The organism is Bradyrhizobium sp. Unk1, assembly GCF_059512345.1.
On record NZ_JCAMOP010000022.1, the window covers coordinates 122,666 to 143,728 of the forward strand.

Here is a 21,063-nt window from a genome sequence, read left to right on the forward strand (position 1 = left end):
TGTGCAAATCCGCGAAATCCATCTCGTTACACGTGAAAAGTGCGCAACTGCAGTAGTTTAAGCGCCATTTCAGTATTTCTACCCAGGCTGCCGCGGCCGCTCTTAACGTTAATGAGCAACCTCGCGGTTAGCCTTCCCGGACTGTTCACGCGCGTCGGCGCGGCAATGCGTATCCGGGGATTACGTCGATGATGTTCATTCAAAACCTGCGAATTGGCACCAAGCTCGCCGTGACCTCGGCACTCACCATCGCGCTCGTCGCGCTGATGATCGTTCTCCAGATGAGCGGCGGCGCCGAGGTTCAGAAGCTCAGCAATGGGGCATCGGGGCAGCAGTCGATCGCGCAAAACGCCGCGGAAGCCAAGGCGTCGGTCCGTGGGATGCAGATCGGCATTCGTGACATCCTGAGTTCCATTTCGCCGGCCGAGTTGCAGAAGGCCGTCACCTATTTCAACGATCGGCAGACCGCGGCCCTGAAATTCGCGGACGAGATGGCGAAGCTGTCGCGCTCGCCGGAGAACCACAAACGGATCGACCGCCTGACCGTGTTGATCGGCAATTTCAGCAAGGGGCAACAGCAGATCGAAGCGATCCGCAAGCAGGAGCTCGCCCTGGGCGCGAAGAAGGACGGCGAGGCGTCGGCGCCGCTCGCAAAGCTCGTCGCCGAGGTCGACCGCATCCGCAAGGAGACGCTGGCGCCGATCAACGAAGAGATATCGGAGCTGACCAACGAGATCATCAATTTCGCCAAGCAGAAGAGTGCCGAAGCCCGCGCCGAAGCCGAAGCTGAGGCCGCGTCCGTCGCGCGGACCTCGTTCGTCGCCGGCGTGCTGGTCGCGCTGGTTCTGATCGGGGCGTGCATCTTCTCCGTCTTCAGCATTGCGCGGCCCATGCGCGCATTGACGGCGGCGATGGAAAAGCTCGCGGGCGGCGACTTCTCCGTGGTGCTGCCGGGCCTCGGCCGCAAGGACGAGGTCGGCGAAGTCGCCGGTGCCGTCGAAAAATTCAAGATCGTGTCCGAACAGAAGGCGCGGGAGGACGCGGAAGCCAAGTCGCGGCAGGATCAGCTCGCGGCCGAGCAGCGCAGGTCCGAGATGCGCAGGCTCGCCGACAGCTTCGAAGGCGCCGTCGGCGAGATCGTCGGCACCGTGTCATCGGCTTCCACGGAGCTTGAAGCGTCCGCCACCACGCTCACCTCGACCGCGGAGCGCACGCAGCAGCTCACCACCGTGGTCGCGGCGGCCTCCGAAGAGGCCTCCACCAACGTGCAGTCGGTGGCGTCGGCAACGGAAGAGCTGTCGTCGTCGATCACCGAGATCAGCCGCCAGGTGCAGGAATCCGCGCGCGTGGCCAGCGAGGCCGTCGGCCAGGCCCGCACCACGACCGACCGTGTCAGCGAGCTGTCGAAGGCGGCGACGCGGATCGGCGACGTCGTGGAGCTGATCAACACCATCGCCGGCCAGACCAACCTGCTGGCGCTCAACGCCACGATCGAGGCCGCGCGCGCCGGCGAAGCGGGCCGCGGTTTTGCCGTGGTCGCCTCCGAAGTCAAGGCGCTCGCCGAGCAGACCGCGAAGGCGACCGGCGAGATCGGCCAGCAGATCGCCAGCATCCAGGCCGCGACCGAGCATTCGGTCGGCGCCATCAGGGACATCAGCGACACCATCGAGAAGCTGTCGGAGATCTCCTCGACCATCGCGGCTGCCGTCGAAGAGCAGGGCGCCGCGACGCAGGAAATCTCCCGCAACGTGCAGCAGGCGGCGGCAGGCACCCATCAAGTGTCGTCCAACATCACCGACGTCCAGCGCGGTGCGAGCGAGACCGGCTCGGCGTCCTCGCAGGTGTTGGCGGCGGCGCAGTCGCTGTCGGGCGACAGCAATCGTCTCAAGCTCGAGGTCGGGAAGTTCCTGGGTACCGTTCGCGCGGCCTGACCAAGACGCAGGGAGAGCCTTGCTCCCTGCGCAAGTCTCGGAACGCAAGAGCGGCGTCGATCACGATGGAAACTCCGTGTTTCTACGGAAAACGTGGTTAAGGGAAGCGGAATGGTTTTGGGCGAAATTCATGGGAATTCAGCCGCTTGAGCGGCAATGTCCATGAAGGGTTCCCGTCATGCATTTTCTTGGCCGCTTCCGCATCCTGAGCAAGATCCTCGGGATCGTCGTCCTGCTGTGCGGGATCGGTGCCGCGATCGCCTGGCTTGGTGTCTCCGCTCTCAGCGATCTCAGCGAAAAGGCCGACGTGATGTCGACCGCGGCCAAGCGGGCCCTGCTCGCGGCGCGCGCCAACCAGAACGTCATCGCGCTGAACCGCGCTGAATTCCGCAGTGCGCTCGATCCGCGTGACGACAATCGCCTGGCCGCGCGTGATGTCATCAACGCCCAGCTCAAGCAGTATCAGGAACGTTTCGACGAGGTCAGCCAGACCCCGGACGAGAAGGCCAAGACGCTGCTCCCGGGCGTGCGCGAGGCGTTCTCGGCCTACAAGAGCCAGATGGACACGACGCTCGCGGCCGTCGATGCCGAGAAGTCGGCGAAGCTCAGCGACAGCGCCGACAAGCTGCGCGACACCGCGATGAAGAGCAGGACCGCTGCGGAGAACCTTCAAGGCAAGATGCGCGAACTCGCCGATCGGCTGAATGCGCGCGTCGAGGAGAAGAGCAAGGAAGCACGCGAGCAGTACGAATCGACGTCACGCTTCCTGATCATCCTCGCAGGCCTCGGTGTCATCATCGGCGGCGCGTTGGGCTTCATCATCGGTCAGTACGGCATCGCGCGGCCGATCCGCATGATCGTCGGTGTGCTCCAGGAGCTTGCCGTCGGCCGCTATCAGGTCGAGATCGCCGGCCTCGATCGCAAGGACGAGGTCGGCGAAGTCGCCAAGACCGCGGAAGTGTTCCGGGAGAACGGCCTTGCCAAGATCCGGATGGAAGCCGAGCAGAAGGAGATGGAGCAGCGCAGCGCGGCGCAGCGTCGCCAGGACATGCTCCGGCTTGCCGACCAGTTTGAAACCGCCGTCGGCGAGGTGATCGAGACCGTGAGCTCGGCCTCGACCGAGCTCGAGGCTTCCGCGACGACGCTGACCGCGACCGCGGAGCACGCGCAGCAACTTGCGACCGTGGTCGCTTCGGCCTCTGAGGAAGCCTCCACCAACGTGCAGTCGGTGGCCTCGGCGACCGAGGAGCTGTCGTCCTCGATCACCGAGATCAGCCGCCAGGTGCAGGAATCCGCGCGCGTCGCCGGCGAGGCGGTCGGCCAGGCCCGCACCACGACCGAACGTGTCAGCGAATTGTCGAAGGCGGCAACGCGGATCGGCGACGTCGTCGAGTTGATCAACACCATCGCCGGCCAGACCAATCTGCTGGCGCTCAATGCCACGATCGAGGCTGCGCGTGCAGGTGAAGCCGGCCGTGGCTTCGCCGTCGTCGCTTCCGAAGTCAAGGCGCTTGCCGAGCAGACCGCCAAAGCGACCGGCGAGATCGGCCAGCAGATTTCCGGCATCCAGTCTGCTACCCAGGACTCGGTCGGCGCCATCAAGGACATCAGCGACACCATCGAACGGCTGTCGGAGATCTCTTCGGCGATCGCGGCAGCGGTGGAGGAGCAGGGCGCGGCGACGCAGGAGATCTCCCGCAACGTCGCGCAGGCGGCGGAAGGCACCCATCAAGTGTCGTCCAACATCACCGACGTGCAACGCGGCGCGAGCGAGACCGGCTCGGCGTCGTCGCAGGTGCTTTCGGCTGCGCAGTCGCTGTCCGGCGACGGCAATCGCCTCAAGCTCGAGGTCGGCAAGTTCCTCACCACGGTGCGCGCCGCCTGAGGGCGGCCGTCCTCACCCATCATCCGCCGATTGCAACCGCCTCGCGAGGACGCGTCGCGGTTCGCATGCGTCCGCAGCCGATGCCGCGGTGAGAAGGTCTGCACGGTTAACCTTCCGGAAAACCGATGCAGTCATGATCTCGCAATATTCGGATGCCGAGTCGCCCTCCCTCTATTGCGTATCGAACGTATCGGAGCACATTCAATGAGCGGCCTTTCCATTCGCCTCACCCACAAGGTCATGGCGATCGGACTCTTCGGCCTTGTCGGTCTCGTCGTCTTCGGCGCGATCTACGAGATCGGCAGCCTCTCCCAGGACGCCTCCCGCACCGTTGCCAACCGCGCGCGCGCGATCGCTGACCTCAACAATCAGCTCACGATCGAGATGCTGGAGGCGCGCCGCAACGAGAAGAATTTTCAGCAGCGCCGCAACGAAAGCTACGCCAAGGCCCATGCCGAGCTGATGGCACCGATCAACCGCGATTTCGACGAGGTCGAGCGGTTGATGGCGGCCGGCGGCATGAGCGCGCTGTCCGACAAGACCAGGCAGGCACATGACGGCTTCAAACGCTATGCCGAGGATTTCAAGGCGCTCGTCGTGGCCGAGACCAGACTCGGGCTGAATGAGACGCTTGGCCTGTCCGGCTCGCTCCGCGCCGCCGTGCACGACATCGAGGTGAAGCTCAAGGAGATCGACGATCCCAGGACGACGAGCTGGATGCTGATGATGCGCCGGCACGAGAAGGACTTCATGCTGCGGCGCGACCCCAAATACATTGCCGAAGTGAAGAAGGCCGGGGTCGAATTCTCCAAGGCGATCGAGGTGGTCGCAGTCCCGACGGCGGTGATGAACGACATCACGGCCAAGCTCCAGAAATACCAGTCCGAGTTCGCGGCCTGGGCCGAGACCGCGCAGCAGAGCGCCGCGCTGGACGCCAGCATGATGAAGACATTCCGCGAACTCGAGCCCTCCATGGTCGAGGTGCGGGCCGCGGTCGACGCCATGTACAGGCAGGCTGACGCCGCGGAGGCCGCAACGCGCGATGCCGTGCGCATGTGGATGATGATCGCCTTCGCGTTCACCGTCGTCGTGCTCGCCGTGGTCGGCTTTGTCCTCGGGCGCTCGATCTCGAAGGCGCTGTCCGGCATGGTCGGCGCGATGACGCGGCTGGCGCGTGGCGAGCTTTCAATCTCCGTCCCCGGCGTCGGGCGCAAGGACGAGATCGGCGAGATGGCCGGCGCGGTCGAGGTGTTCAGGACCAACATGGCGGAGGCCGAGCGGCTGGGTGCGGAGCAGGCCGAAGCTGACACGCGCGGGCGCGAACGGCGCAAGGCGGACATGCACCGCCTCGCCGACGGGTTTGAAGGCGCGGTCGGCGAGATCATCGACACGGTGTCGTCGGCGGCAACCGAGCTCGAGGCGTCCTCCAACACGCTGACGCAGGCCGCGGAGCGCGGTAACGGGCTTGCCACGGCGGTGGCCGCAGCCTCCAGAGGCGTCCGCGAACGTGCAATCGGTGTCGTCCGCGAGCGAGGAGATGACCACATCGATCTCGGAGATCAGCCGTCAGGTGCAGGAATCGGCCCGCGTCGCCGACGTCGCGGTGGAGCAGGCCCAGCGCACCAACGCGCGCGTCGCCGAGCTGACCAAGGCGGCAGGCCGCATCGGCGACGTGGTCGAGCTGATTAACACCATCGCCAGCCAGACCAATCTGCTGGCGCTGAATGCCACGATCGAGGCAGCGCGGGCGGGCGAAGCCGGCAAGGGCTTTGCGGTGGTCGCGACCGAAGTGAAGGCGCTCGCCGAGCAGACCGCGAAGGCCACGGGCGAGATCAGCCAGCACATCGCCGCGATCCAGACCGCGACGCAGGATTCGGCCGGCGCAATCAAGGAGATCGGCGACACCATCGCGCGGATGTCGGAAATATCCTCGGCCATCGCCGCGGCGGTGGAGGAGCAGGGCGCCGCGACGCAGGAGATCTCCCGCAACATCCAGCATGCCGCGCACGGCACCTCGGAAGTCTCCGCCAATATCGGCAACGTCCAGCGCGGCGCAGGCGAGACCGGGGCTGCGTCGGCCCAGGTGCATTCAGCGGCGCAATCGCTCTCTCAGGAGAGCAACCGGCTGAAGAGCGAGGTCGCGCGCTTCCTGGAGTCGGTGCGGGCGGCGTGAGGTCGTCAGTTGCTCCGTTCGAGCCGCGCATCGCGGTGCGCCAGTGTGGCGTCGCGCGATGTCTGCTGCACTGCAACCAATAATTGCGGAACATATGACGGCGGCGACAGCGAATTCCGTAGTTCCACGTAGGTTCCTGTTAACGCCTGTTTGCAACTATGAGCGCAATCTTACGGGATAAAAATCAGCCAGCATTGTTGAACTGACTTCCGCCCTGTCGTCCGTCGTGACGATGGCGGCGCAGGTGATTTGCGCGTTGCTAGGTCTCATCGGGATTTGCTGTGATGTCGAAGTTGTCGATCGTGTTCAAGCTTCTGACCGTGTTGTCGGTCCTCGTGCTGTCGCTCGCCGGCGTCGGCGTGATGGCGATCGGCACCATGCAGAGTATCAATTCCCATACCGTCGAGATCGCGGAGAGCTGGCTGCCGAGCGTGCGTGCGCTCGGCTCGCTTCGCGCCGATATCAACGAGCTGCGCGTCGCGCTGCGCCTGCACCTGATGCAGGACACCGCCGAGGGCAAGGAAGCCGCCGAGAAGCGCCTCGCCTCGCTGCAGGCGCGCATCGACCAGACCCGCAAGGTCTACGAGCCGCTGATCACCTCGGCCGAGGAGCGTTCGCTCTATGAGCAGTGGAGCAAGGCGTGGGCCGAGTACCTGAACGGGGTGCAGGACGTTATGGCGCTGTCGCGCAAGGGCGTCGGTCGCTTCCCGACCGATGCCAACGAGCTGTTGCAGACCAAGGTCGCGAAGATGGCCCAGGCCGCCGACCCGCTGCTCCAGAAGGGCATCGAGATGAACAACCGGGGCGCCGAGCTGGAGACGAAGCAGGCGGCCGACAGCTACGCCACGATCTTCCGCGTGCTGGTCGGCATCATCGTGTTCTCGGTCGTGATCGCGATCGGTGCCGCCTATTATCTCGTGCGTGACGTTTCTCGCGGGATTGCCTCGATCATCCATCCGATGCAGTCGCTCGGCGAAGGCGACCTCTCCGCCGAGGTGCCACATCGCGGCGAGAAGACCGAGATCGGCTCGATGGCGGATGCGCTCCAGATCTTCAAGGAGGCGTTGATCGCCAAGAAGGCCGCCGACGAAGTCGCTGCGGCCGACGCCGAGACCAAGATCGAACGCGGCCGCCGCGTCGACGCCATCACCCGCAAGTTCGAGGCCATGATCGGCGAGGTCGTCGGCACCGTGTCGTCGGCCTCGACCGAGCTCGAGGCCTCCGCGACCACGCTGAGCAGCACCGCGCAGCGCGGGCAGGAACTCGCGACCGTGGTCGCCGCGGCGTCCGAGGAAGCCTCCACCAACGTCCAGGCGGTTGCGTCCGCATCGGAGGAGCTGTCGTCCTCCATCACCGAGATCAGCCGCCGCGTGCAGGATTCGGCGCGGATGGCCGCGGAGGCCGTCGAGCAGGCCACGCGGACCAACGACCGCGTCAACGCGCTGTCGCAGGCGGCATCCCGCATCGGCGACGTGGTCGAGCTGATCAACACCATCGCCGGTCAGACCAACCTGCTGGCGCTCAACGCCACCATCGAGGCGGCGCGTGCCGGTGAAGCCGGCCGCGGCTTCGCGGTCGTCGCCTCCGAGGTCAAGGCGCTGGCCGAGCAGACCGCGAGAGCGACCGGCGAGATCGGGGCGCAAGTCTCCGGGATCCAGGCCGCGACGCAGGAATCCGTCAGCGCCATCCAGGAAATCGGCGGCACCATCGAGCGGCTGTCCGAGGTGGCGGCGGCCATCGCAGCCGCCGTCGAGGAACAGGGCGCGGCCACGCAGGAGATCTCGCGCAACGTGCAGCAGGCTTCGGTCGGTACGCAGGAGGTCTCGATGAACATCACGGACGTGCAGCGTGGTGCGATCGAGACCGGCTCGGCGTCGACGGAGGTGCTGTCGGCGGCGAAATCGCTCGCGACCGACAGCACGCGGCTCAAAGTCGAGGTCGCGCAGTTCCTGGAGTCGGTCCGCGCGGCCTGATCCTCAAGTGCTCGCCTGCGGAGCCGGCGGCGGTGCGACCTGCCGCCGGAACAGGATGCGCTGGTAGAGCCAGCCGATCGCGACCAGCACGATGCCGAGGCACATGAACGACAGCGCGCGGTAGACGCCTGTCAGCGTCGACATGTCGATCACGAAGGCCTTCAGGATCGTCAGCGCGATCACCGCGGCCGACGCCAGCCGTGCCCGCTCGGAGTTGACGAGAATGCCGACGCCGAGCAGCACCACGCCGAAGGCGAGCCAGCCGATCGAATAGGTGTATTGCTCCGCGCCCGTGGTGGCGCCGTAGAGCAGGACCGGGCCGTGATAGAAGCGGCGGATCTCCAGCGTCACATAGGTCAGCGCGAACACCAGCGCACCGCCGGCAATCGTGTTCGCATAGGCGACTGGGCGATGTCCGGCCACAGCATAGGACAGCAGCAGCATCAGCACCGCCGGGAGAGCGTAGCCGAGCAGCAACAGGTTGAAGACGAGACCGCCGACATCGACGCTGGAGAGCAGCCACGGATTCTCCAGGATCAGCAGGCCGAAGACGCTGATGAGCCCGGCGATCGCGGTGAGCGCGATGGCGCCGACGTTGTGAACGATGCTGTGGCTCCTCAGCCGCAGCCGCTCCAGCCCGATCGCCATGGCGAGCGCGACGCAGACTTGCAGGGCAAATTCGAGCAGCGAGGGCGGCGACGTCATGCGCCCGCCGGTGGCAAGATGCCGGATCTCCATGAAGGCCAGCAGCGCGGTGAACAGGATCGCCGCGGTCTCCACGATGCGCAGCGGCGCATCGTCGCCGCGGCGGCGCAGGAAGATGCTCGCGCCCCAGAACGAGGCCGCCGGCAGGCCGTAGCCCCACAACAGCCAGTTGAAGATCGGCGTGGTGCCGACGGCATCGCCGACGATGCGCGGATCATAACCGATGCGCGCGGTAACGATCGCGGCAAAGATGGCGGCGAGCCGGCGCAGGACCGGGATCGGACGCTGCAGCGAGATCCAGGCCGTGCCGAGCGACATCAGCGCCAGCGCGATGGTGAGCCAGCCCTTTTCGAGGGCGAAGGTCAGCGCCAGCGCCAGCGCGCCGAGCGTGCCGGTCGCGAACAGCGCGACGGAGGTCGCAGCGTCCGGCCGATCTTCGCGGCGCGCCAGCGCTTCGGTCGCAGCGCCAAAGGCGGCGGCGAGCAGCACCGCGAGGATCGCAAACGGGATCGAGCGGTCGAGATGGGCAATGCGCGCGTAGAGCGCAACGAGGATCGCGATCGGCGTCGCAACGGCTGCCGCCGACCACACCACCGGAATGACCGCCGAGTTCGAGCGACCCTGCGCGAGAAAGCCTGCGATGCCGAAGCCGGCAGCGAAGATTGCGGCCATCACCAGATGCAGCGTCACCGAGCTGTCGGTGGCGACCGGTCCAACGCCGGGCATCGGGCCGCCCGGCAGCACCAGCATATCAGGATTGGCGCGCACCGCCCATTCGGCGAACACGATGAAGACGGTCGCTGCGGCCGCGCCCAGCGCGCCCGTTGCCGCCGGCGCGCGCCATGCGACGAATAGCGTCGCACCGACGAGAAGCGTGAAGGCGATCAGCGCAAGGTCCGCATGCGCGCTCGACAGCACGATCAGCATCGCGCCGAACAGATAGGCGCCAAGCGAGCTCGACGACACCGGCTCGATCTCACCATCCTCGAATGTCGGACCGAACATGAAGCCGCAGACGACGAGGAGGGCGGCGAGCACGAAGCCCGCGATGACATGGAAGGCGTGCGGCGCGACCTGCAGCTCGCTGGTGTCGAGCCCCGGGAAGATCCAGAGTACGGCGAAGGCGATGGTCGTGACCGCCAGCCAGCGCCACAGCCGGATGCGCGCGAGGCCGAAGCTCGCGGCGGTGACGATCGCAAGATAGATATAGAGCGCCCAATAATCCGGCTTGCCGCTGGAGACGAGGTTCGGCGTCACGAACGCGCCGACCACGCCGAGGCCCGCGAGTGCGGGCCCATGCAACAGTGCCGCGGCGAGCGTGCCCATCGCAACGATGCCGAGCAGCACGAAAGCGGTGGCGGGCACGAGGAAGCCATAGAGCGCATAGGCTGCGTAGATGGTCGCGAACGCCACCGCCGTTCCGGCCGCGGTGAGGATCGCGGGGATGTTGGCGATCGGCAGCGCTGCGATGTTGGAGATGCTCTCCTTGCGCCGCGACCATTCGCCGGCGCCCAGCAGCGCGGTTGCGAACAGCCCGCCGAGGAACACGCGCACGCCGGGGCCGACGAGGCCCGCTTCGATCGAATAGCGCACCATGAAGAAGCCGCCGAGCGCGAGCGCAAGGCCGCCGATCCAGACCACCCAGCGCGTGCCAAGCCGCTCCTCGAAGCCAGGCTCTCTAATATCAGGTGCCGGCGCGGGCAGGGGCGGCGGCGTATCGGCCACGGTGTTCGCTGCGAGCGGCGGCGGTGAAGCTTCTTCGGTGACGAGCGGAGGCGGCGCTACCTCGGCTTCGGGCGCGAGCGGCGGCGGCTCGGCGGCCATCGTCGCGGGCGCTTCGGGCTGCACCTGCGCGGGCATCAGCGGCGGCGGCTGCACCTGCCGCTGCGCGTAAAACATCTCTTCGAGCGAGGCCAGCCGGCGGCGCAGCTCGGCCGCCTGGCTGGAGGCCTTGATCGCGATCAGGACAGCGATGATCGCAATGATCAGCGCAAAGACGTCAAACGGGCCGTCGAACATGAAGCCTCCAGGCAACCGGCGGGCAGGGGCCGGTCACGCAAATCCTAGGATCTAGCGCCGGGAGCGTACGCGCAAGCCCGGCGCGGGTCGTTCCTGGAGCACGTCGCGGCGGAAGCGGTAGAGCGCCGCCGGCCGTCCACCGGTCTGTGTCGACATCACCCCGGTCGGTTCGACCAGGGCTTCGGTTTCGACCAGGCGGCGGAAATTTTGCTTGTGCAGGTGCCGGCCGGAGATCGCCTCCACCGTGTACTGCAATTCAGTGAGTGTGAACTCGGCGGGCAAAAGTTCAAACACCACAGGACGATACTTCAGTTTTGCACGCAGCCGCGCGATCGCTGTCGCGAGAATCCGGCGGTGATCGAATCGCATGGAGGTGCCGAGCGCGGGAAGCTCCTTGCGCGCCAATGCCGCAGGACGGCCGTCGCGCCGCGCCTCCTCGATCAGCCCGGCCTCGTACAAGAGCTCGTAGCGGTCGAGCACGCGCTCCTCGTCCCAGGGCGCGCCGTCGAGACCGAAATAGAACCGCACGCGATCCCGGCGCGGCAGCGCGCGTGTGGTCTCCGGCGTCTCCTCCTCGGCCCATAGCGTCAGCGCCGGAATGATGTCACGAGCGATGATCGCGGGCGGCTCCTCGCGCCAGTCTTCCCAAGGGAGGAAGCGATACCACGGTTCGAAGCTCGCGCCGGTCGCTGCGAGCTCGCCGCCCACCGCGCGCGTCAGCGCGAGATAGCCGATCGACACCATATGCGCACCGGTGTCGCCGGCCTCCGCATGACGGCCGCGATCGCCGAAGGTGTAGAGCTGCTCGACATAGCCGAGCCGCAAGCCCGCCTGCGCCTCGACCCAGGCGCGCAGGCCGATCTCGAAGGTGCGATGGCTCAGCGCATCGAACGTCCCGAACGGCAGGCCGCCTAATCCGTCGCCGCCGCGTGCGGTGAGGATCAGCGGCTCATGGTCCTCGATCGCGACGATCGCCGCGGTCAGGCCGATCTCGATCGGCGTCAGCTGCGTGTCGCTCATGCGGCTGATGTCGCAGTTGTCATTCGAGCTCGATCACGAAGGGGCGGCCTTCGACCATCATGGCGCCCGGGCCCATCTCGTCGAGCGCGCGCAGCATGCGGCCGTTGCGCCCGAGCGCGCGATCGGCGAGGCCGACGATGCGGCGGTTCGGCGAGGCGATCGGGGAAGCCGCGCGAATCTTCCTGGCGATCTCGATCTCGTCGCGATCCGGATTGAGGGCGCAGACGGCCGCGAACGCGCTCGCAGTGGAGCGGCTAATGCCGGCATAGCAATGCACCACCAGCGGCGCGCTTCGGTCCCAGCCGCGCACGAAATTCAGCACCTGGTCGATGTGCGCCTCGGAAGGCGCGACAAACCCGTCCATCTCCTCGGTGATGTCGTCCATCGACACCTTGAGATGATTGGCCGGCAGCACCGACACCGGACGTGCCACCTGCTCGACATTGGCCATGACGGTCAGCACATGGCTGGCCCTGGTGAGGCGGACGGTTTCGGGAAGGGCGGCGAGGGAACAGACGTGGATCATGGCGGACCTTTTTGGCGGCAATTATAGCGAGCGCTCGTAGGGTGGGCAAAGGCGCATCGCGCCGTGCCCACCGTTTCGCACCGCGCACGTCTCGGCTAGTTTGGTGGGCACGCTTCCACCTTCGCTCTACGAGCTACGGCGGACAAGTCGCTTTGCCCACCCTACGAAGGGATGATGCTACGCGAACACCGCGTTGAACCGCTCCAGAAACTGCTTCTCGGCCCGCGCCGCGGTCCAGGGCGTGAGGTAGTCGCGGCGGACGCTGTCGGAGAGGCCGGGGTCCCTGCCGAACAGGCGCTTCGCCTCGGTTTCGCTGAAGCCGGCGAGCTCGGTTGCCTCCAGATATGCCGCACCGCGATCGGCGGCCTTGATGGCTTGCGTAATCTCCTCGGGCAGCGCCGGCGGCAGGCCGAAGCGGATGTGGATGGCACCGAGCAGGCGCTTCTCCACCGCCTTGTAGTGGCCGTCGAGCACGGCTTTGAAGGGTGAGATCATGTCGCCGATCACGTATTCCGGCGCATCGTGCAGCAGCGCGGCCAGCCGCATGCGCTCGTCGACGCGCGGCATCTCGTGCCGCATCACGGTCTCCACCAGAAGCGTGTGCTGCGCGACCGAGAAGATGTGCGCGCCGGTGGTCTGCCCGTTCCAGCGCGCCACGCGCGCCAGCCCATGGGCGATGTCGGCGATCTCGACATCGAGCGGAGAGGGATCGAGCAGATCGAGCCGCCGGCCCGACAGCATGCGCTGCCAGGCGCGGGATGCCACGTCGCGTGCCGTTTTCTTCGCGGTCATTTGGCCTTGAGGCGCGGCTTGCGCTGCGTCTTGCCGCAGCTCGCGTGACAATGGCAGTCGACGAGATGGTCGTTGACCATGCCGGTCGCCTCCATGAAGGCGTAGACGATGGTCGGGCCGACAAATTTGAAACCGCGCGAGGACAGTTCCTTGGAGATCTGCATCGACAGCGGCGTCGAGGCCGGCACGCTCGCGGTGGTCTTGAAATTGTTGACCTTGGGCTGTCCGCCCATGAAGTCCCACAACAGCTTCGAGAAGCCCGGGCCCTTCTCCATGATGTCAAGATACGATTTCGCACTCAGGATCGCGCCGTCGATCTTGGCGCGGTTGCGCACGATGCCGGCATCGTTCATCAGCGCGTGCACCTTCTTGTCGTTGTAGCGGGCAATCTTCTCCGGCTGAAAATCATCGAAGGCTTTGCGGAAATTGTCCCGCTTGCGCAGGATCGTGATCCAGGAAAGGCCGGCCTGGAAGCCATCGAGAATCAGCTTTTCATAGAGCGCACGGTCGTCATATTCCGGCACGCCCCATTCGGTGTCGTGATAGGCGACATAGAGCGGGTCTTCGCCGGGCCAGGGGCAGCGGGTCTTTCCGTCGGGATGCAGGCGGGGGGCTCGGCTCATGCGATGGGCTGCTTCAGGGGAATGCGGACGACGTCGGGTTCGGCGAGCCTCACGGCGAGGCCGCCGGCGGTGAGCGGCTGGCCGGCATCGAGCGCGTCCGCAACGCGGTCGATACGCACCAGCGCGATGCCTTTGCCTTGCGCGGACGAGCCCATCGTGCCGACCGGCTTGTCACCCGCCATAACACTGACGCCGGCCTCCGGCGAGAGGTCATCGAGCAGCACCTTGACGCTGCGGGTGCGCGCGGTGCCGCGATGCTGCATGCGCGAGACGACCTCCTGGCCGACATAGCAGCCCTTGTCGAAATCGACGCCGGCAAGGCGGTCCATGTTGGTCTCGTGCGGGAACGCATCGCTGTACATGAAATCGAGCCCGCCGCGCGGCACGCCGAGCGCGATGCGGTGCGCCTCATAGTCATCGGCGTCGACCAGCTCGGCGCCGATGAGATCGGACAGCTTCTGCTTGAGATCTTCGGGGATCAGGATGCGAGTGCCGAGCGCATCATTGCGCGGATCGGCGAAGGCAAGGTCCGGCTGCGCCGCAAGCTGGCCGTCCCAGGCCGCGAGCACACCGAGGTCAAGGTTTTCCACCGTGACCTTGGCGCGCAGCTTGTAGAATTTCAGCTTGGTGGCGAGGCCCTCGGCCAGCGCCTTCGGACAGTCGATCAGGAACCCGCCGCCATGGCCTGCCGGCACCTCGGTGATCAGGAAATCCACGATGATCTTGCCCTGCGGCGTCAGCAGCGCACCGAATCGCCCCAGGCCCGGCTTCAGCCTGTCGAGATCGGTCGTGATCAGGCCGTTGAGGAAGTTGCGCGCGTCCTCACCCGCGACCTTGACCACGCTCCGGTCGGGAAGAAACGCTGATTTCATGTGAAAATCTCTTGCGACATGTTGCTCCGGAACGTAAGCCCGCAAGGCATAAACGACAAGACCTCAAGCCCCGCGCTTGGGGATGAGAGAGGCCTTCAGCCATGACTCAGCGCTTCGATGTGATCCTCAAAGGCGGCACCGTCGTCAACCAGGACGGCGAGGGTGTTCGCGATATCGGCATCACCAACGGCCGCATCGCGGAGCTGGGCCCGCTGTCGCAGGCCTCCGCTGCTGAAATGATCGACTGCAAGGGCCTCCACATCCTGCCCGGCGTGATGGACACCCAGGTGCATTTCCGCGAGCCCGGGCTGGAGCAGAAGGAAGACCTCGAGACGGGGTCGCGCAGCGCTGTGATGGGCGGCGTCACCGCCGTGTTCGAGATGCCGAACACATCTCCATTGACCGTGACGGAGGCCACCTTCACCGACAAGGTGAAGCGTGCCCATCATCGCATGCATTGCGATTTCGCCTTCTTCATCGGCGGCACCCGCGAGAACGTGCAGGATCTGCCGGTGCTGGAGCGCGCGCCCGGCTGCGCGGGCGTCAAGGTGTTCATCGGCTCGTCGACCGGCGCGCTGCTGGTGGAGGACGACGAGAGCCTGCGCCGCATCTTCCAGGTGATCCGCCGCCGCGCCGCCTTCCACGCCGAAGACGAATACCGCCTCAACGATCGCAAGTCGCTGCGCATCGAGGGTGACCCGCGTTCGCATCCGGTCTGGCGCGACGAGACCGCCGCGCTGATGGCGACGCAGCGGCTGGTCAAGCTCGCGCACGAGACCGGCAAGCGCATCCACGTGCTGCACATCTCGACCAAGGAAGAGATCGAGTTCCTGCGCGACCACAAGGACGTCGCTTCCTGCGAGGCGACGCCGCATCATCTGACGCTGGTCGCGCCCGAATGCTACGAGCGGCTCGGCACCCTGGCGCAGATGAACCCGCCGGTGCGCGGGGCCGATCACCGCGCCGGCATCTGGCGTGGCATCGAGCAGGGCATCATCGACGTGCTCGGCTCCGACCATGCCCCGCATACGCTGGAAGAGAAGTCGAAGACCTATCCGGCATCGCCCTCCGGCATGACCGGCGTGCAAACGCTGGTGCCGCTCATGCTTGACCACGTCAATGCGGGCCGCTTGTCGCTGGCGCGCTTCGTCGATCTCACTAGCGCCGGCCCGGCGCGCCTCTACAACATGGCCTGCAAGGGCCGTATTGCCGCAGGCTACGACGCCGACTTCACGGTCGTCGACTTGAAGCGCAGCGAGACCATCACCAACAAATGGGTCGCGTCCAAAGCCGGCTGGACGCCCTATGATGGCGTCCGCGTCACCGGCTGGCCCGTCGGCACCTTCATCCGCGGCCGCCGCGTGATGTGGCAGGGCGAGATCGTGACGCCGTCGCAGGGCGAGCCGGTGCGGTTTCTGGAGACGCTGAAGCAGTAGAGGGCGCGGTCCCGCTTCTCGCTCCGCCGTCATGCCCCGCGGAGGCGGGGCATCCAGTACGCCGCGGCTTCTCGGTTCGATCACTGCCGCCTCCGGAATACTGGATTGCCCGCCTTCGCGGGCAATGACAGAGTGCCAGGAAGCGTAGGCTCAAATTGGGAGAGAGCAATGTCCCAACCAACCGCCCTCATCACCACCACGCAGCTCGCCGCCATCCTCGGCAATCCCAACCTCCGCCTCTACGACTGCACGACCTACAACGAGCCGGTGCCGCCGGGCAGCGACGTGCCCTATCGCGCGGTGCCTGGCGACAAGACGTTCGCGGCCGGCCACATCCCCGGCGCGGATTTCCTCGACCTGCAAGGCGAGTTCTCCGACACCTCCGCGCAACAGCTCTTCATGATGGCTGGCGTGCCCCAGCTAGAGGCCGCATTCGGCCGCCACGGCGCTGACGCATCCAAGACCATCGTGCTCTACAGCATCGGCACGATGATGTGGTCGACACGGTTCTGGTGGATGCTGCGCTCGCTCGGCGTCGATGCGCAGGTCCTCGACGGCGGGTTTGACAAATGGAAGGACGAGGGGCGGCCGGTCGAGACGGGCGCGCCGAAGGGCTATCCCGCGACCACCTTCAAGGCCGCGCCGCGCGCGGGCTTCTTCGTCGACAAGACCACCGTGAAGGCGCGGATCGGCGATCCCGCGACCGTGATCGTCAACGCGCTCGGGCCGCAATTTCATCAAGGCCTCGAGCCGAGCCGCTACGGCCGGCCCGGCCGCGTGCCCGGCAGCGTCAACGTGCCCGCGGCAACGCTTGCCAATGCCGACAAGACGCTGACGAGTCTTGCCGATGCCGAAGCGAAATTCGCGGCCCAGGGCGTTACGCGCGACAAGAATGTGATCTGCTATTGCGGCGGCGGCATCTCGGCGACGATCGACCTCTTGATGCTGACGCAGCTCGGCTACGACAAGCTGACGCTCTACGACGCCTCGATGGGTGAATGGGCGAGGGATCCGGCGCTGCCGATCGAGACGGACTAGGAGGACTCGCTTACCCTCCCCTGGAGGGGGAGGGTCGATCGCGCGTAGCGCGAGCGGGGTGGGGTGACAGTCTCTCGCCGTTGGCGGTGCCCGTGTGGAGAGATCACCCCACCCCGCTTCGCATTGCGCGTTGCTCCATGCGAAGCGACCCACGAGCGAGCTACGCTCGTCTCGGACCCCTCCAGGGGAGGGTAAGAAAATTGGGAACCTTTTCGCCGCCCCCGCATCCAATGTCCGAGAGCAACGGAAACAAACAGGTGACCACCATGCAGCGGACCGCAGCCGGCCTGTCCGCCGGCGCCAGAGCATCGGAAGCCGAACTGGTCGACCGCGCTCGGGGCCGTGACGAGGCCGCGCTGCGCGAGATCATGCAGGCCAACAACCGCAGGCTCTACCGTCTTGCGCGCGGTATCCTGCGCAGCGACAGCGAAGCCGAGGACGTGGTGCAGGAAACCTATGTCCGGGCCTTTACCCATCTTGACGGCTTTCGCGGCGAGTCCGGGCTATCGACCTGGCTGTCGCGCATTGCCATCAACGAGGCGCTTGGCCGGGCGCGAAGTCGCAAGCCGCATGTCGAGCTCGGCGCGCTGCCGGAAGAGGCGCTCGACGCGCAGATCATAAAATTTCCCTTTTCTCCCCAAGGCGATCCGGAAAGGACCATGGCCCAACGTGAAATCCAGCGCGTCGTCGAACGCGCAATCGACGAACTGCCGGATGTGTTCCGCATGGTCTTCGTCGCGCGCGTCATGGAGGGGATGAACATCGAGGAGACCGCCGATCTGCTCGGCGTCAAGCCCGAGACCGTGAAGACGCGGCTGCACCGTGCGCGCACCATGCTGCGCGAGAACGTCGAGAAGGAGATCGGTCCGGTGGTGATGGATGCGTTCCCGTTCGCCGGGTGGCGCTGCGAGCGGCTGACCGTATCGGTGCTGAAGCGGCTCGGCAGCCGCGGTTGAAGTTTTTCGGGAACGTTTGCGCGAAAATCCCATCCAATGCCTGTGAAGCAACGCCGGCAAACCGTCCGGCAGCACAGGAGTTTCAAACATGTTCACCCGATGGAGCACGGCGATCGCCGCGGCAATTCTGTTGTCGAGCCCGGCGCTGCTGCAAGGCGCGAGCGCAGCCGACAAGCCCACCGATCCGCAGATCGCCCACATCGCCTACACCGCGGGCGTGATCGACATCAATGCGGCCAAGCAGGCGCAGAAAAAGGCCAAGAACAAGGACGTCAAGGCGTTTGCCGAGGACATGCTGCGCGACCACGAAGCGGTCAACAAGCAGGCGCTGGCGCTGGTCAAGAAGCTGAACGTTATGCCTGAAGACAACGATACCAGCAAGGCGCTGTCGAAGCAGGCGGGCGACAAGCTGGCGGAGCTCGACAAGCTGAGCGGCGCGGCCTTCGACAAGGCCTATGTCGCGAACGAGGTCGCCTACCACAAGGCGGTCAACGGCGCGCTGGAAACCCAGCTCATCCCGTCCGCCGGCAATGCCGAGCTCAAGAGCCTGTTGCAGACCGGCCTGAAGATTTTTCAGGGCCATCAGCAGCACGCCGAGCATGTCGCGGCCGAGCTGAAATAGGGGGTGTGGGATGAAGCCGGGACGCCTCGCTTCGATCGCGCTTGCGGTCGTCTTGCTGTCGATCGTCGTCCCGGCGCGCGCCGCGACCATTCAGATCACAATGGAAAATCTCGTGGTCTCGCCGGCCGAAACGTCCGCGAAGGTCGGTGACACCATCGAATGGATCAACAAGGACGTGTTCGCGCACACCGCCACGGCGAAGAGCGGCGATTTCGACGTGATGCTGCCACCGAAGAAGTCGGTGATGTCAGTTCTGAAGAAGGCGGGAACAGTCGATTATTACTGCCGCTATCATCCCAACATGAAAGCGACGCTCAAGGTCGAGCCGTGAACGAGGAGGGAGTGCATTCCCAATCGTGGCGGGAATATCTCCCGGTCATCGCGAGACTAATGCTTGTCCGGGGGAGGCGGCTTCCGTGCGATAAACGCGGCAGACTTCGCGAACCAGTTCGCCAAATCCCGTTCGCCAAGTCATTCATCCGTAGACTGGCCCCGCCCGTATGGCGGGGTCATTTTTCGCAAGAAGCTTACTGCCTTGCGAGAGTGACCGAGAATTCGCCGTTGCGGATGCGGCCCGGAAAGCCCTCGACGAATTTCGCCACCGCATCCTCGCCGTAGGTGCCGACGAGTTCGGCGAATGCCGCAAACAGGCTGGCCTGCGCCAGGCAGTCGCCGTCGACGCCATCATGGCGCGCTTCGGCCCAGGCCTCGTTGAGATAGCTCAGCGCGGCCTGTTTCTGCTCGTGATCGGGCAGCGGCGCGCGTGCGGGGGCGTAGGACACTGGATGGCTCATGAAACTCGATCAGGGCTGGGGCGCGATCCACGGCGATGCGCTGTGCGAAAGGTGTAGCACGCGTATTAACGCCCGCTAGGCCACATCTTTAGGAACGGTTAACGGCTGTGAACAAAGTCGATGACAGGGTTCCGGATGCGCGTTCGAAGGTTCGACCCTCATGGTGAGGAGGCGCGTTAGCGCCGTCTCGAACCATAGAGGCCGTGCTGCGGCAGCGGGGCCTTGCATCCTTCGAGACGCGCGCGAAGAGCGCGCTCCTCAGGATGAGGAGATGCGCTCAGTTCGCGTAACGCGCCGTGAGATCGCGCGAGATCTTCGAGCCTTCCTCGATATAGCGCCGGATCGCCACCGTCGCGGCCGGCGTGCAGCTCCGGTAGGTCTGCTGGAAGCCGTTATAGCCGCGGTTGAAGCCGGCGATCATGCGGGTGCGGCGCTCGCCCGAGGGGGTTTCGGCATCGATCAGCGCCTGCATCTCGTTGCGCCATTTGTTGCCCTCGTTGGACCCGCAGATGCCGCGCAGGTAATGCAGGCCACCCAAAATCTCCGCCAGCCGCTGCAAATCGGCGTCAAACGGCGCCGCCACGTCCTGGGCCCTCGTGGGCACGGAGGCGCAGGCGAGAATCAGGGCAAAAATGGCCAGAAATCGCGTGGACATCGGCGGGGTGTATGCCCCCTCGGGGCGGCTGACGCAAGACGGGGCGGTCAGGGCCCGATCAGCCGGGCGGCCGACTGGATGACCTCCTCCAGCCCCCCGGTCAGCTTGAGGTCGCCGAGGCTCGCCAGGGCGTCGGGGGCGATCCAGCGGTAATCGTCGAGCTCGTCGTTGAGAGCCGGCTCCTTGGCCACCCAGCGGGCGGCAAAGGACATGATCAGGTAATGGCCGGCGCCGGCTGCGGCCGGCAACACTTCGCGCCAGCCGGCGAGGCCAATGATCTCGATGGCGAGCCCGGTCTCCTCGTCGACCTCGCGCGCCAGCGCCTGGTGCAGCGATTCGCCGAACTCGACCCGGCCGCCCGGCAGCGAATAGAACCCCTTGGCGGGCGAGCGGGCGCGGCGGGTCAGAAGCACCTTGCTGTCGCGGAAGATGGCGGCGCTGACTGCGATCTGGGGGTGGGTGGGCTGGATGACCGCAGACATATCTTCAACAACCCTTCAACAACCCTTGGCTCAATTCGCCATGATGGTGTCGACGTCGGCTTCCGCGCCGCCATTGATGATGCCGCCGCAGGCCGCGATCAGCGGCTTGACCCAGAGCGTGGCCTGCTCGGCGAGGCGGACGCGGGTCGTGTCCTTCTCGACCTCGCGCATGGCCGAGCCGACCGCTGTCAGGATCGAGGTCATGGTATCAGTGATGTGGTCGAACTGGGCGCGCACGTTCGGATCGGCCTTCTCATAGGCTTCGATGGCCAGATCCCGTGCCTTGAAATTCGACGCGGTGAAATGTTCGGCATAGGACAGCGGCGACCAGGTCAAAAAATCTTCGGCGCATTCCGGCATGTCCGGGACCATTTCCAGGAGCATCACGGCTTCATTGAAATGGTTGAGATAGTCGGTGGCAAGCCCGGTTCGCGGGTTGATATTGGCCACGCGCAGCCGCTCGGCCCAGGCGGCGGCCTCGGGTCCCGTATGTACATGTGTCCGCGCGGGTTTGGAGGCCGTTGAGCTCATCTGCCGCAGTGTTAACGTTCGGGGTTAAAA

General features: G+C 65.8%; 18 protein-coding genes and 1 pseudogene. 9 read left to right on the forward strand and 10 right to left on the reverse strand.

Annotated elements, in window-relative coordinates; genetic code table 11:
• Nucleotides 1-188: 188 nt before the first annotated feature.
• The 4 genes and pseudogenes from AC5ZFO_RS27020 (at nt 189) to AC5ZFO_RS27035 (ending at nt 7,962) form a co-directional block, all read left to right on the forward strand.
• Nucleotides 189-1,931, forward strand: a complete 1,743-nt coding sequence (locus AC5ZFO_RS27020) for a methyl-accepting chemotaxis protein (protein ID WP_282521529.1) — start codon at nt 189-191, stop codon at nt 1,929-1,931.
• A 178-nt stretch (nt 1,932-2,109) separates the two neighbouring features.
• Nucleotides 2,110-3,816, forward strand: coding sequence for a methyl-accepting chemotaxis protein (locus AC5ZFO_RS27025; protein ID WP_496122816.1), 1,707 nt, complete (start codon nt 2,110-2,112; stop codon nt 3,814-3,816).
• A gap of 204 nt (nt 3,817-4,020) precedes the next feature.
• Nucleotides 4,021-5,989, forward strand: a pseudogene (locus AC5ZFO_RS27030) (methyl-accepting chemotaxis protein).
• 284 nt (nt 5,990-6,273) lie between these two features.
• The gene (locus AC5ZFO_RS27035) at nt 6,274-7,962 is read left to right on the forward strand and encodes a methyl-accepting chemotaxis protein (RefSeq protein ID WP_282521526.1); all 1,689 of its coding nucleotides are present in this window, start codon (nt 6,274-6,276) and stop codon (nt 7,960-7,962) included.
• 3 nt (nt 7,963-7,965) lie between these two features.
• On the opposite strand, the gene AC5ZFO_RS27040 is transcribed toward AC5ZFO_RS27035, so the two are convergent.
• The 6 genes from AC5ZFO_RS27040 to ygfZ all read right to left on the reverse strand — a co-directional run bounded on the left by AC5ZFO_RS27040 (nt 7,966) and on the right by ygfZ (nt 14,519).
• On the reverse strand, nt 7,966-10,686 hold the full coding sequence (locus tag AC5ZFO_RS27040; protein WP_496122817.1) for a DUF2339 domain-containing protein: 2,721 nt from the start codon (nt 10,684-10,686) through the stop codon (nt 7,966-7,968).
• A gap of 51 nt (nt 10,687-10,737) precedes the next feature.
• Nucleotides 10,738-11,706 (reverse strand): NUDIX hydrolase, encoded by a 969-nt coding sequence (locus tag AC5ZFO_RS27045; RefSeq protein WP_282521524.1) that lies wholly within the window; start codon nt 11,704-11,706, stop codon nt 10,738-10,740.
• Between the two features lie 19 nt (nt 11,707-11,725).
• Complete coding sequence (locus AC5ZFO_RS27050; protein ID WP_282521523.1) at nt 11,726-12,232, reverse strand: tyrosine phosphatase family protein; 507 nt, start codon at nt 12,230-12,232, stop codon at nt 11,726-11,728.
• 177 nt (nt 12,233-12,409) lie between these two features.
• Nucleotides 12,410-13,024: a YfbR-like 5'-deoxynucleotidase gene (locus tag AC5ZFO_RS27055; protein WP_282521522.1), complete on the reverse strand. Its 615-nt coding sequence runs from the start codon at nt 13,022-13,024 to the stop codon at nt 12,410-12,412.
• Nucleotides 13,021-13,647, reverse strand: coding sequence for a DNA-3-methyladenine glycosylase I (locus AC5ZFO_RS27060; RefSeq protein WP_282521521.1), 627 nt, complete (start codon nt 13,645-13,647; stop codon nt 13,021-13,023). Before AC5ZFO_RS27060 ends, AC5ZFO_RS27055 begins: the two co-directional genes overlap by 4 nt.
• Nucleotides 13,644-14,519, reverse strand: coding sequence for a CAF17-like 4Fe-4S cluster assembly/insertion protein YgfZ (ygfZ, locus tag AC5ZFO_RS27065; protein WP_496122818.1), 876 nt, complete (start codon nt 14,517-14,519; stop codon nt 13,644-13,646). The genes AC5ZFO_RS27060 and ygfZ overlap by 4 nt, the downstream gene beginning before the upstream one ends.
• 101 nt (nt 14,520-14,620) lie before the next feature.
• Between ygfZ and AC5ZFO_RS27070 the strand changes: the two genes are divergently transcribed.
• The 5 genes from AC5ZFO_RS27070 to AC5ZFO_RS27090 all read left to right on the forward strand — a co-directional run bounded on the left by AC5ZFO_RS27070 (nt 14,621) and on the right by AC5ZFO_RS27090 (nt 18,902).
• The gene (locus AC5ZFO_RS27070; protein ID WP_282521519.1) at nt 14,621-15,955 is read left to right on the forward strand and encodes a dihydroorotase; all 1,335 of its coding nucleotides are present in this window, start codon (nt 14,621-14,623) and stop codon (nt 15,953-15,955) included.
• Nucleotides 15,956-16,123: 168 nt separating this feature from the next.
• Nucleotides 16,124-16,993: a sulfurtransferase gene (locus AC5ZFO_RS27075; RefSeq protein WP_282521518.1), complete on the forward strand. Its 870-nt coding sequence runs from the start codon at nt 16,124-16,126 to the stop codon at nt 16,991-16,993.
• Nucleotides 16,994-17,259: 266 nt separating this feature from the next.
• Nucleotides 17,260-17,949, forward strand: coding sequence for an RNA polymerase sigma factor (locus AC5ZFO_RS27080; RefSeq protein ID WP_282521517.1), 690 nt, complete (start codon nt 17,260-17,262; stop codon nt 17,947-17,949).
• A gap of 88 nt (nt 17,950-18,037) precedes the next feature.
• The gene (locus AC5ZFO_RS27085; RefSeq protein ID WP_282521516.1) at nt 18,038-18,571 is read left to right on the forward strand and encodes a DUF4142 domain-containing protein; all 534 of its coding nucleotides are present in this window, start codon (nt 18,038-18,040) and stop codon (nt 18,569-18,571) included.
• Nucleotides 18,572-18,581: 10 nt separating this feature from the next.
• On the forward strand, nt 18,582-18,902 hold the full coding sequence (locus tag AC5ZFO_RS27090; protein WP_282521515.1) for a cupredoxin domain-containing protein: 321 nt from the start codon (nt 18,582-18,584) through the stop codon (nt 18,900-18,902).
• 196 nt (nt 18,903-19,098) lie between these two features.
• Here AC5ZFO_RS27090 and AC5ZFO_RS27095 read toward each other — a convergent pair whose 3' ends face one another.
• From AC5ZFO_RS27095 to AC5ZFO_RS27110, 4 genes are all read right to left on the reverse strand, one after another.
• Nucleotides 19,099-19,365, reverse strand: coding sequence for a hypothetical protein (locus AC5ZFO_RS27095; RefSeq protein WP_282521514.1), 267 nt, complete (start codon nt 19,363-19,365; stop codon nt 19,099-19,101).
• Nucleotides 19,366-19,642: 277 nt separating this feature from the next.
• Nucleotides 19,643-20,020: a TIGR02301 family protein gene (locus AC5ZFO_RS27100; RefSeq protein ID WP_014497304.1), complete on the reverse strand. Its 378-nt coding sequence runs from the start codon at nt 20,018-20,020 to the stop codon at nt 19,643-19,645.
• Between the two features lie 47 nt (nt 20,021-20,067).
• A complete protein-coding gene (locus tag AC5ZFO_RS27105) occupies nt 20,068-20,502 on the reverse strand; it encodes an NUDIX hydrolase (protein WP_282521513.1) in 435 nt (144 codons plus the stop codon).
• Nucleotides 20,503-20,532: 30 nt separating this feature from the next.
• Complete coding sequence (locus tag AC5ZFO_RS27110) at nt 20,533-21,033, reverse strand: hypothetical protein (RefSeq protein ID WP_282521512.1); 501 nt, start codon at nt 21,031-21,033, stop codon at nt 20,533-20,535.
• Nucleotides 21,034-21,063: the final 30 nt, after the last annotated feature.